This window comes from Pseudarthrobacter sp. C4D7 (assembly GCF_013359725.1).
GTDB lineage: Bacteria > Actinomycetota > Actinomycetes > Actinomycetales > Micrococcaceae > Arthrobacter.
Genome location: NZ_JABFMW010000038.1, coordinates 22205 through 35984 on the forward strand (window position 1 = coordinate 22205; position 13780 = coordinate 35984).

Sequence of the window (13780 nt, forward strand, 5' to 3'; positions counted from 1 at the left end):
TCCGCGCTGTTCCAAAGAGAACAATGGCGTCCTCTTGAAAGGCATTTCCATGCGCCGCCCGCAGCGCGTCACCTTCTTCCCTGCAGCAGCCGCGGCAGCGGCGCTTTGCCTGGCCGGCTGTGCTGCCGACGTTCGTGGCACCACCACTTCCGCCCAGCCAGCAACTCTGGCGACGGGTGCGGCGACGGCCGGTCCGTCGTCGCCGCAGCCCGCTCCTGCCGTGACGTTCGCCTTCCCCGACCGCCGGCTGTCCTTCAGCCATCCGGCGGACTGGACGGTGGAGCTCTTCGAGCCGTCGAAGACTCCGTACGTGGGAACGGCCACGGTTCACGATGCCGAAGGAAACAGCCGCATCAACATCTACTACGGCCAAATCGCCGATGTCGTGGCCGGCTCCGCCACCCGGACCGTCATCGAGACAGACCCTGTCCTGGGCCTCCGGGACCATTCTGTTCCCACGCCGCATGCGTCGTTCTTTGTAGACCGCAGTGAAGGCGCCGCAAGATACCGGATGGAACTCACGGCTGGATTGCCTGTTTCCCCGGACGGACAGGTGCAGGAAGGTCCGGTACTGCTTGGCGACCGGGTCTTGAGCGCGGACGTCCTGTTCGACGCGCAGCCGTTCGCCAACGATGACGCGGCGAAGGCCTGGTACTGGGGCGCCGAAGGCCAGACGCTGAAGGCGGTGCTGATGAGCTTCTCTTACCGCTGACCGGTAGGCCGGGACGCCCCGTGCGCGGAGGTGGACGGGGCGTCCCGGCCGCTTTGGCCTGGCGTTCTACTTCGCCTGCACGCGTGCGAGGAACTGTGCCGCGCGGTCCTGCAGGCCTTTGATCTGGCGTTCCACCACGGCAGCGGGGTCGGGGTTGATCTCATTGACGGGCGGTTCCCTGCGGACGTTGCCGCAACACACGAAGTCGGCGCAGATCAGGGTGCCGACGGTATTGCCGTTCCGCCCGGACTGGCCTGCCCGCTTGGCGACCCACAACAGGACGTCGTCCTTGGACAGCACATCCCGGCAGAGCTCGCACAGGACGGACCGGTTCTTTTTGGCCCCTCCTTCGGGTGCGCGGAGCATGATCCCGGTGAGGCCCTTTTGCCCCGGGAGCACGAGGTAACCGCGCAGCGGCATTTTGTCGTCCCGCCATCCCAGGAACTCCAGGCTGTCCCAGTCGAGGGAGTCGAAGTTTTTGGGCAGCGTCAGCTTTGCAGCTTCCGAGCGGCTGGCGTTGACGAAGGATGAACGGATTTGCTGGGACGTGACTGATTGCATGGCTGAACTTTCGCGAAAGGTGGGCAGCCCAAAGGAGGGCCAGGGATAACGGGGGAGTCAGTCAGTCTCCGCGGTGCAGGCCAAAGCGGCCACCCCGCTCTCCACGGCAGTGGCGGCCCAGCAGGCCTTCTGCGTGCTCATCGTTCCCATTGTCCTTTTCCATTTCAGCCGTCCGGTGTCTCTCAGGCCGGACCAACAAGGCCATCCTGCCAAATGGCGTCCCCCACTGTCCACGGACCGTGGATGGAGTGTGGCCTTCGTCACCTTTGTCTATTAGGTGACAAAAGTGTTTCGTAATGGATATTTACATAGGTTAGCCTTACTTAAGTTTTCATCAGCCTGATCCAAGGAGCACCGTGACATCCCCCCTCTTCTCCGGCCCCGGGTCCACCCGCCGGACGCTTTTCTCCTCAGCCGGCAAGGCTGCCGCGGTGCTGGCCGCAGCAGCCCTTTCGCTGTCCGCGTGCAGCACGGGGCCCTCAACCCCAGTCGCAGAGGCAGGCAGCTCCAACAACGCGGCGTTCCCGGTCACCATCGAGCACGTCTACGGCAGCACCACCATCGAGAAGCAGCCCACCCGCGTTGCCACCGTGTCCTGGGTGAACGACGACGTCGCCATCGCCCTCGGGGTGGTCCCCGTGGGCGTCCCAAAGAACGAGTGGGGCGGCAATGACCAGGGATCCACCCCGTGGAAGGACGCCGCGCTCGAAAAGCTGGGCGCGGGCTTCGGCTCGGCCAAGGCTCCCGCCCAGTACTCGGAAGCGGACGGCATCAACTTCACCGAGATCGCCAAGCTCAGCCCGGACGTCATCCTCGCCGCCTATTCGGGACTCACGGAGGAGGACTACAGGAAACTCAGCGAAATCGCCCCCGTGGTGGCCCACCCGGACGTGGCCTACGGAACCTCCTGGCAGGATGCCACCACTATCATCGGCAAAGCGCTGGGCAAGGACGCCGAGGCCGCCAAGCTGGTTGCCGACACCGAAGCGACGGTGAAGGACAAGGTGGCCCAGTACCCGCAGATCCAGGGCAAGAGCTTCATCTACGGCAACCTGGAACCCGCCAAGGGCGACGGCGTGAACGTCTACACCGCCAACGACAACCGCCCCCGCTTCCTCAGCGAAATTGGCATGACCCTGGCCCCGGTGGTGGCGGACAACTCCAAGGGGTCCAAGGAGTTCTACCTTCCGTGGTCCGCGGAAAAGGCCAATGAACTGCAGTCGGACATCTTTGTCACGTGGGTTCCCAATGCGTCCACCGCGGACGCGATCAAGGCGGATCCGCTGCTCGGCCAGATCCCGGCCATCAAAAATGGTGCCTTGGTGGCCGATTCGGACAACACCTTGACCCTGTCCATCTCGGCCTCCTCGCCGCTGAGCCTGCCGTGGTCCCTGGACGCGTTCCTCCCGCAGCTGGCCACGGCAGCGAATGCAGTGAAGTAGGCCCACCTCCATGAGTACGACGACGGCGCTTCAGGCGGCGAACAACGGCACCCGGGTACCGGCAAAGGCAAGCCGTGGCCCCCTCCGTGGTGATGCCTCGGGAAGGAAGCGTTCCGCCTGGCTGCTGGCCGCCGTCGTCGTACTGCTCCTGGTGGCCGGCGCATCGCTGGCGGTGGGTGCCCGCGACGTTCCCCTCAACACGGTGTGGCGGGCCCTCACCGCGTTCGATCCCGCTGACGGCGACCACGCTGTGGTGCTCGCCCGCATCCCACGGACCGTCCTGGGCCTGCTGGCAGGCGGTGCGCTGGGGCTGGCCGGCGCAGCGATGCAGGGTGTTGCCCGCAATCCGCTGGCTGATCCGGGCATCATCGGAGTCAACGCCGGAGCTGCGCTGGCGGTGGTCGCCGGCATTTACGTCTTCGGCGCCGTTACCTTCTCCGGCTACATCTGGTTCGCGTTCGCCGGGGCCACTGCAGCCGCCGTGCTGGTGTACCTCATCGCCTCGCTGGGCAGGGACGGTGCAACGCCGGTGAAGCTCGCGCTGGCGGGAGCGGCGTTGAGTGCCGGACTGTCCTCGCTGATGAACGTGATCCTGGTGTCCAGCCAGGACACCCTTGACCGGTTCCGCTTCTGGCAGGTGGGCGGCATTGCCGGCCGTGACTGGTCGGTGCTCCTGCCGGGCCTGCCGTTCCTGGCGGCCGGTGCGCTGATCGTGCTGCTGTCCGGACGGACCCTCAATGGCCTTGCCCTGGGGGACGACATGGCCCGCGGGCTGGGCCAGCGGGTGGGCCTGTCCCGCGCCGTGGTGGCCCTGGGGGTGGTCCTGCTGTGCGGCACGGCCACCGCGCTGGCGGGGCCCATCGGCTTCGTCGGCCTGGTTGTCCCGCACGCTGTCCGTTTCCTTACCGGCCCGGACTACCGCTGGATCCTGCCGTTTTCCCTGGTCGCCGCCCCGGCGCTGCTGCTGGGCGCGGACACCATTGGCCGGGTGGTGTTGCTTCCCGGGGAAGTGCCTGCGGGCATCATGACCGCCCTGATCGGCGCCCCCGTGTTCGTGTGGCTCATCCGCCGCGGGAAGGGGGCAGGGCTGTGACCGGCGTTGCGCTATCAGATACGGCTGCTAAAACCGGTCCTAAGGGACCACAAGTGGTAGGGCAACGGGGGCTGAACCGGACCGCGGTGCTGGCGGCCGCCGTCGTGATCCTGTTCTTCGCCTCTGTCCTGCTGGGCAGCTACACGGTGACTGTCCCGGATTTCTTCACCATCGTGGCCAACCACCTCACCGGTGGCGCGAAGATCCCCGGCGCCAGTTTCATCGTGATGGAGAACAAACTTCCCCGCGCCGTCATCGGCACCATGATCGGGATCGCGTTTGGCGTGGCCGGAGCACTGTTCCAGACCATGCTGCGCAACCCGCTGGCCAGCCCCGACGTCATTGGCATCAGCTCCGGCGCCAGCGCGGCGGCGGTTGTTGCGATCGTCGTTTTTGGCGCATCCGGTGCCGCGGTGTCCGGGGCGGCGCTGGCCGGTGCCCTCGCCGTGGCGGCCCTGATCTATGCGATCTCCCGCGGCGCCGGCGGAACCGGCAGGGGAAACGCCGCAGGAAACCGGCTGGTCCTGGCTGGCGTGGGGATTGCCGCCGCCCTCCAGGCCGTGGTCAGCTTCCTGATGACCCGGGCCGACATCCGCACAGCCGCCGACGTCCTGGTCTGGCTGAACGGATCCCTGAACTCCGCCACCTGGGACCGCGCCGGCATCCTGTTCCCCGCGCTCGCGGTGCTGGTTCCCGCAGCGGCGCTCATCGCCGGGCCCCTGCGCATCCTGGAACTCGGAGATGATGCGGCCGCTGGCCTGGGCGTCCGGGTGAACAACGTTCGCCTGGCACTGGTAATCGTCGCGGTGTCGTTGGCAGCAGTGGCGACGGCGGCAGCCGGGCCGGTCTCGTTCGTCGCCTTCCTGGCCGGGCCCATCGCCCGCCGCTTCACTGGCAAAGCCAGCCTGCCGGCGTCGGCCATGGTGGGCGCCCTGATTGTCCTGGCGGCCGACTACTTCGCTGCCAACCTGGCGCCCCTGCTGCTGGACGGCACCGTCCTGCCGGTGGGCGTGGTCACCGGCGCGCTCGGCGCCCCGTTCCTGCTGTGGCTCCTGGTCACAGCCAACCGAAAGGATGCCTGACATGGCAGTTCTCCAGGCCACGGACCTGACGCTCGCCTATGGCCAGCGCCGCGTGGTGGACGGGCTCAGCGTCCGGATCCCCGAAGGCAGGGTGACCATGATCGTGGGCGCCAACGCCTGCGGAAAATCGACCCTGTTGCGGGGGCTGTCCCGGCTCCTGAAGCCCGCCGGCGGCGCTGTCACCCTGGACGGCAAGGACATCCATTCCCGTCCCGCACGGGAACTGGCCCGCACCCTGGGCCTGCTTCCCCAGCACCCCAGCTCCCCGGACGGCATCACCGTCCGCGACCTCGCCGGGCGGGGACGGCATCCCCACCAGGGCTTCTTCCGCACCTGGAGTGCGGATGACGACGCCGCCGTCCAGCGCGCGCTGGAAGCCACCGGAACGCTGGAGCTCGCCGGGCGGGACGTCGATGAACTGTCCGGCGGCCAGCGCCAGAGGGTATGGATTGCCATGGCACTGGCGCAGGAAACCGACGTCCTGCTGCTGGACGAACCCACCACGTACCTGGACCTGGCGCACCAGGTGGAGGTCCTGGACCTGGTGACGGACCTGAACCGCACGCGCGGCACCACGGTCGCCATCGTCCTGCATGACCTGAACCTCGCCGCCCGCTATGCGGACCACGTCATCGCCATGAAGGAAGCCGCCGTGGCGGCCGAAGGACCACCGGCGGAGGTGGTGACGGAGGACCTGGTCAGGGACGTCTTTGGCTTGGAGAGCCGCGTCATCCCGGACCCCGTATCCGGCACCCCGCTGATCATTCCCATCGGCCGCCACCACGCCGCCACCAACGAACTGGAGACCGTTTCATGAGGACCCGCGACGCCGCCCAGCCGGCCACCCAACCGATGAGCCTGTCGTTCCCGGTGACGGTTTCCGCTGTCCAGCAGCTCAGCCCTACCTTCCGCAGGATCACCTTCGGCGGCTATGCGCTGCGTGACTTCGGCGTCCATGGCCACACGCTGGACCTGCGGGTGAAGCTCGTGATTCCGTCGCAGGCTCCGGACGGGTCGCCCCTGCCGCTGCCCGTCTTCGACACGGGGCAGGGGGACTGGTACCGGAACTGGCTGGCCATGGACCCCCACGTCCGCGGCTCGATGCGCACCTATACGGTCCGGGAGGCCAGGCTGGATGCGGTGTACCCCGAGATCGACGTTGACTTCGTGATGCACGCCGACGAACGTGGGCACGCCGGGCCGGCCGCGGACTGGGCAGCCAGGGCCAAGCCCGGCGACCCGCTCACCATCATCGGCCCGAACAGCCGCGCCGCGCACTGCATCACGGCTGAAACCTACTCCGGCATCGAGTGGCGCCCCGGCATGGCACAGCGTGTCCTCCTCGCCGGTGACGAAACCGCGGTCCCTGCCATCTCGGCCATCCTCGAAACCCTTCCGCCGTACATGAGCGGCCACGCTTTCCTGGAAGTTCCGGAGGCGGGTGACTTCCTGGAACTCAGCTCCCCGGCGGACATCGAGATCACCTGGCTGGCCCGCGGCGCCGCCATCGGGCGGTCCCGGCCGCACGGGCAGCTGCTGCAGGAAGCCGTGCGCAAAGCCGTCCCCCTGCCCGGCTGGGTGGGCATCACAGCGGACGACGGCGGCGCCGGACCGGAGCCCGATGACGTCAACGTGGACGTGGACATCCTGTGGGAGACGCCCGGGCGCCTTGAATCCTCCGTCATCAGCGGCTCCAGGAACCCGCACCTGCCTGCCGGAGCCCTGCCCTTCTACGCCTGGATCGCGGGCGAAGCGGGCGTCATCAAGGAACTGCGGCGCTACCTGGTCCGCGACGTGGGGATCGACCGGAAACAGGTGGCGTTCATGGGGTACTGGCGGCAGGGCAAAGCCGAAGGCTAGGCCTTTTGGGTTGCTGGCTACACCGCAACCGCCGGCTTGCCGTCGCTTAGACACCTCCTTCCGCTCCATTACGGCCGCGGGCGGCCTTCACTGCGCTCCAGTCGGTGATGCGCTCCTACGCAAGCCGCCGGCTCCGGCTTGCTGCGTACGTCACCTTCGCTTCACCTTTGGTTTCCCTGCGCTCTTTTTCTTCGTTCTATGGTGGCGTGGTGCCCTCTGATCCCTTGCTTCCTGACTCCGGGCGGCGGGTTTTTGTGGCCCTTGGCGACTCTTTTACCGAGGGCGTGGGGGACCGGGATGAGCGGCTGCCCAACGGGGTGCGGGGCTGGGCCGACAGGGTGGCCGAGAAACTGGCCAAAGCGCAGCCCGGGTGGAAGTACGCCAACCTGGCCATCAGGAGCAAGCGGCTGCGGCACATCGTTGACGAGCAGCTGGAACCGGCGCTGAAGATGCGCCCTACCCTCGTTACCCTCTACGCCGGCGGCAACGACATCCTGGACCTGAAGACCGACATGGCCGCTCTCATGGCGGACTACGAGCAGCTGGTGGCGGCGCTGGCAGGCACCGGGGCCACGGTGGTCCTCTTCACCGGCTTCGACGTCAAGGTCTCCGCGCTGCTTGAGCCCCTGAAGAAGCGCAACACCTACTACAACCAGCGGGTCCGGGACATCGCGGATAGATACGGGGCCGTGCTGGTGGACTACTGGTGCCTGGACGCCTTCCATGATCGCCGGATGTGGGACTTGGACCGGCTCCACATGTCCAAGGCCGGGCACAAATACCTTGCCGGGCAGGTGCTGGACCACCTTGGCGTTCCGCACAAGATCAAGCCCAGGGACTGGGAACCACCCGCTCCGCCCAGCCTGCGCGAGTGGGAGCGGCGCCAGCGGCGCTGGGTCCACGACTGGGTCCTGCCCCTCTTTGGCCGCAAGCTCCGTGGCGTCACGCTGGGGGATACCCTCACCCCGCGCTGGCCCCGGCCGGTCAAGGTCCCGCGAAAAGGCGGGTTAAGGAAACTCGCCGCGGAGACGTCCGACGGCGGCGGCGAACCCTCCGGAGGCAGCGCGCCTTAGGACGCGGGCCGGGGAGGGATATCCAGGAGGATTTCGTACCCCGGGGCCACCCGGCCGGCGTGGAACTCCATAACCTCGAAGTCGGCAACGCCGTTCGTGTAGAACGGGTCCTGGGCCAGGCTCGCGTCCAGGGTTTCCCGTTCAGCCTGGGACAGCAATAACCCGCCGGTCCGCGGAATTTTGCGTCCCGCGGCGATGAACACGCCGTCGTCGAACGCTTTCTGCAACCAGGCGATGTGGGCGTCGTTATGGAAGTCGACGATCTCCTGGGGCACGCGGTAGGTGAGGGAGACAACATACATGGTGCAAGCCTACCGGCGCTTTCCAAGCTACTTGAAGGATCAATCGTAGAATAGGCTCCATGACCGAACCCCGCTGGCTCAACGCTGACGAACGCCGCGCCTGGCTGGCACTGGTAAGCGTCAATACGCTGCTCCCCGCCGCCCTGGACACCAGGCTGCATGCTGCGGGGAAGCTGTCCCTCTTCGACTACACGGTTCTGGCCATGCTCTCCGAAGCCGAGGACCGCTTCCTGCCCATGAGTGAACTCGCTGCCCGCAGCAGCGCCTCCCTCTCCCGCCTCTCGCACGTGGTGACCAAGCTGCAGAAGCGCGGCTGGGTGGAACGCCGTCCGCATCCCCATGATGCCCGTGTGACCACCGCCCACCTCACCGAGGAAGGGATGGCCACCATTGAGGGATTGGCCCCCGCCCACGTTGAAGACGTCCGCGACCTGTTCCTCGACGCCCTGACCGAACAAGACGTGCTGGACCTTGCCCGGATTGGCGAGAAAGTGGTGGGACGCCTGGACTCCGACCATTGGATCCTTCGGGAGAAGCCGGCCTGACCCCGGGCCATCCCGCAGGATTGGTTGCTCCCGGCAACGGATGGCAAACTAACCGGATGGATTTCACTTCGCGGTTCGTGGCACTCGGCGACTCTTTCACTGAAGGGGTGGGTGATGACGACCCCGCGCGTCCCAACGGTGTCCGCGGGTGGGCGGACCGCGTGGCTGAACAGCTCTGCGCCGCCGACCCGGGCTTCGGTTACGCCAACCTTGCCATCCGCGGGCGCAAGCTCCGCCAGATCCTGGCCGAACAGGTTGATGCCGCCGTCGAACTCAAGCCCACCCTGGTGAGCGTCTATGCCGGCGCCAATGACATCCTCCGCCCGCGCGTGGATATCGATGACCTGCTGGTGGAGTACAACGACGCCGTGGGGAAGCTCGCTGCCACCGGTGCCACCGTTGTGATGTTTACCGGATTCGACGCCCGGGGGTCGAAGGTCTTCGGCACCATGCGCGGCCGCACCGCCATCTACAACGAACTGGTCCGCGGAATCGCCGGGGACCACGGCGCCCTGCTGGTGGATTACTGGCGTTTCAGCGAGTACTACGACTGGGCCATGTGGGCCCACGACCGGATGCACATGTCAGCCGCGGGCCACGCGAACATGGCAAAGCGGGTGCTTGAGGTCCTTAAACACGACCACTCCATTGACGTGCCGCCCATGACGCCGGTGCCGGAGCTTAGCGGTGCCGACGCCCTCCGGGCCAACGCCCAGTGGTTCCGCGAATACGCAGCGCCGTGGGTGGTCCGCCGGGTCACCGGCAAGTCCTCGGGGGACAACCTAACCGCCAAGTACCCGCAGCTCACCCGGATCTAGGCACCCCGCACCGGCTGGAACGCCGGAGTCGCCAGCATGGAGCCGTCGGCGTCGATGGCTAGGACGGCAACATCCCACTCCTCCGCGGCGCGGTCCAGCATCCGGGTCCCGCCGGCAACGATCGCGGTGGCCAGGACGTCGGCGGTGACGATGTCGGCGGCGGCAACGGTGACCTGGACAAACCCTGCGTCCCGGGCGCCGCTTCCCACCCACCAGATGTGTTCGCCGCGTTCAGCGGAGCCGGAGGTGGCGATGGCGTGGTGCCGGTTGGTGCCGCCGAGCGCAAAGCCGGTGATGAGGGTTCGGCGGTCCGCGGGATCCACCACGCCTGCTTTCCACGGCTCGGTGCTGCCCGGGCGCGGCGAGCCGCTGACCAGGACGTCGCCGCCGGCGTTCAGGCACCAGTCGCGCCGGCCCAGGGCCAGGAGCGACACCCCGGCCTCGCGGATGGCATGGCCCTTGATGATCCCGGACAGATCCAGCACCCCATCCGGCCTCTCGGGGGTGAACGCCCCCTCCGTGAGCAGGCGCCACTCATGCGCCTCGGCATAGGCTTCGCGCATCTGCACCGACGCATGGGGCAGCGTCATTTCACCGCGCGCCAGCCTGCTGGCTTCCGACCCGGGGCGGTACAGGCTGAAGGTTTCGTCCAAGTCCCGGAACAAGCGCTCGACGACGGCGGTGGCGGCGGTGAGCTCATCGGGCCCCGGCTGCCCTTCCGCGGGGTCGCCGACGGGCAGCGTCAGGCCGATGACCGTTCCCATGCATTCGAAGGTGCGGGCCTTGAGGGCCGGGCCGGTGGATGCCGGCAGGGGACTAGAGGTTAGCTGCATCGATGGCTGCCTGGAGTGAGGTGAGGTAGGCGTCGCTGGTAATGGTGGCGCCGCTGACGGTCTGGACATTGGCAGACTGCGCCGCCAGGACCTTGCTCTTGAGCAGGGGCGCCGCGCGGTTGCTGATCTGGATGGACTTGCCGTCCGTGTTGGTCAGCTGCAGCGCCGTGACGTCGGTGATCTTCCCGTTCGCCACCGTGATCTGGACCTGCACAGGACCAAACCGGGTCTGGACGGTGGTTCCCTTGTAAGTGCCGGAGGCATTGGACGAACTGGAGGGTCCGGAGCCTGCGGAACCGGAAGAACCAGTGGTGCCCGACGAGCTGGAGGAACCTGCCGACCCGGCTGACCCGGATGTTCCCGTGCCGGTGGCGCCGGGGGCGCCTGCCGCCGTCGTATTTGAGGCCACGGTGCTGATGCCGCCCGCCTGGGTGCCTGTCTGCCAGCCGGCCAGGAGGATCCCGGCCGAGGCCAGGGCCGCTGCGACTGTTCCGCGTATTTTCACCAGTCAAACCTTTCGTGGTGGATCTGTTCCTGGCGGACGCCGGCTTGTCCGGCGTCCGCAATGACGTTGGCCGCCCACGCCGCCGGGCCGCAGACATAGACGTCCGCATCCTTGATGTCCGGCACATAGGAGTTAAGGCTGTAGCCGTTGCGCACCGATTCCTCGGGGAGCCAGGTGGACCGGCCACGGCTTCGCGGCCCGGTGAGGTGGAAGAGGCGGACCCCGCGCGCCTGGCAGAGGTCCAGGATTTCGTTGCGCAGGTAAAGCTCCTTCTCGGTGTGGCCGCGGAGCAGGACCGTGGCCTCGCCGGGGGTGAACGGGGTGGTCTCCAGCAGCGCGCGCAAGGGAGTGATGCCAATCCCGGCGCCGATCATCACTACCTTGTTCTTGGTCCGGGCTGCCGTGCTGAGTAATCCGTAGGGACCCTCAAGGGCCACCTTGGTGCCTTTCCGCAGCCGGAGCAGCTGGGCCGAACCGGTGCCAAGGTTCCGCACCGTGACCCGCAGCGTCCCCTGGCCGTCCTGGCCGTTGACCACCGGCTCCGCTGACAGGCTGAATGGGTGGGGATGCCACCACATGCCCGGAGCCAGGAAGCGCCAGATGAAGAAGCGTCCGCCCGTTCCTGCCAGCTGGTCCAGCTTCCGGCCCCGCATGACGATATTCACCACGCCGGGCGCCACGGCTTCCACACGGGCCACCGTCAGTTGGTGGCGAACCGTGGCCAGCACAGGCTCAAGGATGCGGAAGTACACGACGGCCGAACCGGTGTAGATACAGATGGCAAGCCAGTACCACCGCTGCCAGGTCCCGGCCGCAAAGAGGCCGCCCACACTGAACTGGTGGGGGATCGATGTTGCAACCGCCGCGTAGGTCAGCAAGTGGACCACGTACCAGAACTCGTACGGGAAGCGCCGGCGGACGGCCACCAGGGAGGTCACCACGACGGCGATGAACAGGGCCATGGAAACGAACGCCAGCCACATATCCGGCACCTGGACCCAGAGGTTGATGGATTCGCTGACGGGATCCAGGCCTTCGGCCATACCGTAGCCGACGGCAAGCAGCAGGCCATGCGCCAGGAGGAGGTAGAGGGAGGGCTTGCCCAGCTTGCCGTGGAATTCGAGGGCTCGGTCGTGGCCGATGGTGCGGTCGATAAACGGGATCCGCGCGGCCAGGAGCAGCATCAGCAGGACCAGGTCCATGCCCGCCAGTCCGGCCACGATCCCCGCCGCCGTAAACAATGCGGCCGGTGAGGTGATGGTGGTGGCCCCGCCGTCGGCCAGCCACAAGGCGATGGCGGCGGCCACGGACGCCCAGGCAATGACGGTCAGGAGGTCCGTCCGCAGCATGCGCTGGCGGTACTGGCGGGTGAACCAGCCGCGGGCGGGTATCTTCGGTGGTGAGAGCTCCGGGCGGCCGGAGCTGCTTGCGGCCGGTGATGCCGGCAGGAGCTGCGTGTTCATGTATCAAACATGGGCGGGGAAGCTATGTCCCTGCTGTGAAAAGAGGCCAGCGGCGGCTGTGACCCTTCGACAGGGGCATGCCCTTATACACCCGATTGGTCTTTAATTGCGTCAACTCGTAGACTTGGTAGGCGCTAAGTGCGCGGAGCGTGCGCAATTGCTCCGGTTGCCCGGTAATTTTCTCCAGGGTGGCCGGTAGTTAGGGGCTCAAGTTGCGTAACTAACCGTTGCCCGTACATTCTGTGGGTCGCACTTGGCAGCATGGTCCAGCAGCAGATATGCGGATCATTACTTTCAATTCTTGAGGAGAAGTCATGGCAGCACACTGCCAAGTGACCGGAGCCGAGCCGGGCTTTGGGCACAGCATTTCGCACTCGCACCGCCGCAACAAGCGCCGGTTCGATCCGAACATTCAGAAGAAGCGCTACTGGGTTCCGTCCCTGCGCCGTAACGTCACGCTGCAGGTCTCTGCACGTGGCATCAAGACCATCGACGTGCGCGGCATCGACGCAGTCGTCGCCGACATTCTGGCTCGTGGGGTGAAGCTCTAGTGGCTAAGGACAAGGACGTACGTCCGATCATCAAGCTCAAGTCGACTGCGGGCACGGGTTACACCTACGTAACCCGCAAGAACCGTCGTAACGACCCGGACCGCATGGTCCTGAAGAAGTACGACCCCAAGATCCGCCAGCACGTCGAATTCCGAGAGGAGCGCTAAACATGGCTAAGAAGTCCAAGATTGCTCGCAACGAGCAGCGCAAGGTCATCGTTGAGCGTTACGCTGCCAAGCGCCTCGAACTGAAGAAGACCCTGGTTGACGAAAACGCAACCGACGAAGCACGCGAAGCAGCCCGCCTGGGCCTGCAGAAGCTGCCCCGCAACGCGTCCCCGATCCGTCTGCGCAACCGCGACATCATCGACGGCCGCCCCCGTGGCACCTTCCAGAAGTTCGGCATCTCCCGTGTTCGCTTCCGCGACATGGCTCACCGCGGTGAGCTCCCGGGCATCACCAAGTCTTCCTGGTAATCCAGCACCGCTGATTCCAGCTGCTTGAGAAGGGCCGGCAACCGTTTGGTTGCTGGCCCTTCTGCGTTTAACCCAGTGCTTGTTCAGCGGCTGCGGCTGCCGGGAACACCTGTGCGGCAGCACACACCTGCAGGATTGCGACGATGGCGGGTTGCGCAGGCGATCCACCCCGGGTTTCGCCGCGGAATACCGGGGATCTCGGGCCTCTGAAGGGCCGGTTTGCGGTGGGGGTTGTGTGCGTGTATTGTTTTCTAAGTCGCCGCGGGGGAGACAGTGAAGAACTGTTCACCGGGTGGCCAAAACCCCAAAATTCGAAGCCATTATCTGGTTGCTCTTTAGGGCGCTGGAAATCGGTGTGGGGCGGTCCTCTATTTGATGTTGGTCCTGAAAGATGGATTTGACTCGGGTTGTGGGATCGGGTAAGTTTGAAAAGTTGCTCCGGAGCGATCCTGAACGTTGGTTTGG

The 13780-nt window shown here is 66.4% G+C and carries 17 protein-coding genes; 12 read left to right on the plus strand and 5 right to left on the minus strand.

Annotated elements, in window-relative coordinates; all coding sequences use genetic code 11:
* The first annotated feature begins 49 nt into the window (after window positions 1–49).
* Entirely contained in the window at window positions 50–712 is a 663-nt protein-coding gene (locus HNO81_RS18330) for a hypothetical protein (RefSeq protein ID WP_175319533.1), read from the plus strand.
* A gap of 66 nt (window positions 713–778) precedes the next feature.
* On the opposite strand, the gene HNO81_RS18335 is transcribed toward HNO81_RS18330, so the two are convergent.
* The gene (locus HNO81_RS18335; RefSeq protein ID WP_175319534.1) at window positions 779–1273 is read right to left on the minus strand and encodes an FBP domain-containing protein; all 495 of its coding nucleotides are present in this window, start codon (window positions 1271–1273) and stop codon (window positions 779–781) included.
* A gap of 356 nt (window positions 1274–1629) precedes the next feature.
* Between HNO81_RS18335 and HNO81_RS18340 the strand changes: the two genes are divergently transcribed.
* The 6 genes from HNO81_RS18340 to HNO81_RS18365 all read left to right on the plus strand — a co-directional run bounded on the left by HNO81_RS18340 (window position 1630) and on the right by HNO81_RS18365 (window position 7823).
* Window positions 1630–2715 (plus strand): iron-siderophore ABC transporter substrate-binding protein, encoded by a 1086-nt coding sequence (locus HNO81_RS18340; protein ID WP_175319535.1) that lies wholly within the window; start codon window positions 1630–1632, stop codon window positions 2713–2715.
* Window positions 2716–2725: 10 nt separating this feature from the next.
* A complete protein-coding gene (locus HNO81_RS18345) occupies window positions 2726–3808 on the plus strand; it encodes an iron ABC transporter permease (RefSeq protein ID WP_175319536.1) in 1083 nt (360 codons plus the stop codon).
* 53 nt (window positions 3809–3861) lie between these two features.
* The gene (locus HNO81_RS18350) at window positions 3862–4890 is read left to right on the plus strand and encodes a FecCD family ABC transporter permease (RefSeq protein ID WP_371818308.1); all 1029 of its coding nucleotides are present in this window, start codon (window positions 3862–3864) and stop codon (window positions 4888–4890) included.
* 1 nt (window position 4891) lies between these two features.
* Complete coding sequence (locus HNO81_RS18355) at window positions 4892–5707, plus strand: ABC transporter ATP-binding protein (RefSeq protein ID WP_254703567.1); 816 nt, start codon at window positions 4892–4894, stop codon at window positions 5705–5707.
* Complete coding sequence (locus tag HNO81_RS18360; protein ID WP_175319539.1) at window positions 5704–6750, plus strand: siderophore-interacting protein; 1047 nt, start codon at window positions 5704–5706, stop codon at window positions 6748–6750. The genes HNO81_RS18355 and HNO81_RS18360 overlap by 4 nt, the downstream gene beginning before the upstream one ends.
* Window positions 6751–6959: 209 nt before the next feature.
* Window positions 6960–7823 carry an SGNH/GDSL hydrolase family protein gene (locus tag HNO81_RS18365; protein ID WP_175319540.1) on the plus strand — a complete coding sequence of 288 codons (864 nt, stop codon included), beginning with the start codon at window positions 6960–6962 and terminating at the stop codon, window positions 7821–7823.
* Here the strand turns inward: HNO81_RS18365 and HNO81_RS18370 are convergent.
* Window positions 7820–8125: a YciI family protein gene (locus HNO81_RS18370; protein WP_175319541.1), complete on the minus strand. Its 306-nt coding sequence runs from the start codon at window positions 8123–8125 to the stop codon at window positions 7820–7822. The two genes, HNO81_RS18365 and HNO81_RS18370, sit on opposite strands and share 4 nt — an antisense overlap.
* A 59-nt stretch (window positions 8126–8184) precedes the next feature.
* Here HNO81_RS18370 and HNO81_RS18375 point away from each other — a divergent pair, with 59 nt between their 5' ends.
* Both HNO81_RS18375 and HNO81_RS18380 read left to right on the plus strand, forming a co-directional pair.
* Window positions 8185–8670: a MarR family winged helix-turn-helix transcriptional regulator gene (locus tag HNO81_RS18375; RefSeq protein ID WP_175319542.1), complete on the plus strand. Its 486-nt coding sequence runs from the start codon at window positions 8185–8187 to the stop codon at window positions 8668–8670.
* A 56-nt stretch (window positions 8671–8726) separates the two neighbouring features.
* Complete coding sequence (locus HNO81_RS18380) at window positions 8727–9488, plus strand: SGNH/GDSL hydrolase family protein (RefSeq protein WP_175319543.1); 762 nt, start codon at window positions 8727–8729, stop codon at window positions 9486–9488.
* Here the strand turns inward: HNO81_RS18380 and HNO81_RS18385 are convergent.
* Genes HNO81_RS18385 through HNO81_RS18395 form a run of 3 tightly spaced genes read right to left on the minus strand, consistent with a single transcriptional unit; the run spans window position 9485 to window position 12289 of the window.
* On the minus strand, window positions 9485–10321 hold the full coding sequence (locus HNO81_RS18385) for an FAD:protein FMN transferase (RefSeq protein ID WP_254703568.1): 837 nt from the start codon (window positions 10319–10321) through the stop codon (window positions 9485–9487). The two genes, HNO81_RS18380 and HNO81_RS18385, sit on opposite strands and share 4 nt — an antisense overlap.
* The gene (locus HNO81_RS18390; RefSeq protein ID WP_175319544.1) at window positions 10305–10826 is read right to left on the minus strand and encodes an FMN-binding protein; all 522 of its coding nucleotides are present in this window, start codon (window positions 10824–10826) and stop codon (window positions 10305–10307) included. The genes HNO81_RS18385 and HNO81_RS18390 overlap by 17 nt, the downstream gene beginning before the upstream one ends.
* Entirely contained in the window at window positions 10823–12289 is a 1467-nt protein-coding gene (locus tag HNO81_RS18395; protein WP_175319545.1) for a ferric reductase-like transmembrane domain-containing protein, read from the minus strand. Before HNO81_RS18395 ends, HNO81_RS18390 begins: the two co-directional genes overlap by 4 nt.
* 314 nt (window positions 12290–12603) lie before the next feature.
* Here HNO81_RS18395 and rpmB point away from each other — a divergent pair, with 314 nt between their 5' ends.
* From rpmB to rpsN, 3 genes are read left to right on the plus strand one after another with little or no spacing between them, the layout of a single operon-like run.
* Window positions 12604–12840, plus strand: coding sequence for a 50S ribosomal protein L28 (rpmB, locus tag HNO81_RS18400; protein ID WP_018763944.1), 237 nt, complete (start codon window positions 12604–12606; stop codon window positions 12838–12840).
* Window positions 12840–13007: a 50S ribosomal protein L33 gene (rpmG, locus tag HNO81_RS18405; protein ID WP_013602737.1), complete on the plus strand. Its 168-nt coding sequence runs from the start codon at window positions 12840–12842 to the stop codon at window positions 13005–13007. Before rpmB ends, rpmG begins: the two co-directional genes overlap by 1 nt.
* A gap of 2 nt (window positions 13008–13009) precedes the next feature.
* Window positions 13010–13315: a 30S ribosomal protein S14 gene (rpsN, locus tag HNO81_RS18410; protein WP_015938870.1), complete on the plus strand. Its 306-nt coding sequence runs from the start codon at window positions 13010–13012 to the stop codon at window positions 13313–13315.
* The last annotated feature ends 465 nt before the right edge of the window (window positions 13316–13780 follow it).

Excerpts from the sequence above, each read along its gene's own strand:
- HNO81_RS18335 (WP_175319534.1), bottom strand. The coding sequence starts at position 1,273 with ATGCAATCAGTCACGTCCCAGCAAATCCGTTCATCCTTCGTCAACGCC.
- HNO81_RS18355 (WP_254703567.1), top strand. The coding sequence starts at position 4,892 with ATGGCAGTTCTCCAGGCCACGGACCTGACGCTCGCCTATGGCCAGCGC.
- rpsN (WP_015938870.1), top strand. The coding sequence starts at position 13,010 with ATGGCTAAGAAGTCCAAGATTGCTCGCAACGAGCAGCGCAAGGTCATC.
- HNO81_RS18345 (WP_175319536.1), top strand. The coding sequence starts at position 2,726 with ATGAGTACGACGACGGCGCTTCAGGCGGCGAACAACGGCACCCGGGTA.
- rpmB (WP_018763944.1), top strand. The coding sequence starts at position 12,604 with ATGGCAGCACACTGCCAAGTGACCGGAGCCGAGCCGGGCTTTGGGCAC.
- HNO81_RS18330 (WP_175319533.1), top strand. The coding sequence starts at position 50 with ATGCGCCGCCCGCAGCGCGTCACCTTCTTCCCTGCAGCAGCCGCGGCA.
- HNO81_RS18375 (WP_175319542.1), top strand. The coding sequence starts at position 8,185 with ATGACCGAACCCCGCTGGCTCAACGCTGACGAACGCCGCGCCTGGCTG.
- HNO81_RS18360 (WP_175319539.1), top strand. The coding sequence starts at position 5,704 with ATGAGGACCCGCGACGCCGCCCAGCCGGCCACCCAACCGATGAGCCTG.
- HNO81_RS18370 (WP_175319541.1), bottom strand. The coding sequence starts at position 8,125 with ATGTATGTTGTCTCCCTCACCTACCGCGTGCCCCAGGAGATCGTCGAC.
- HNO81_RS18380 (WP_175319543.1), top strand. The coding sequence starts at position 8,727 with ATGGATTTCACTTCGCGGTTCGTGGCACTCGGCGACTCTTTCACTGAA.
- HNO81_RS18385 (WP_254703568.1), bottom strand. The coding sequence starts at position 10,321 with ATGCAGCTAACCTCTAGTCCCCTGCCGGCATCCACCGGCCCGGCCCTC.
- HNO81_RS18395 (WP_175319545.1), bottom strand. The coding sequence starts at position 12,289 with ATGAACACGCAGCTCCTGCCGGCATCACCGGCCGCAAGCAGCTCCGGC.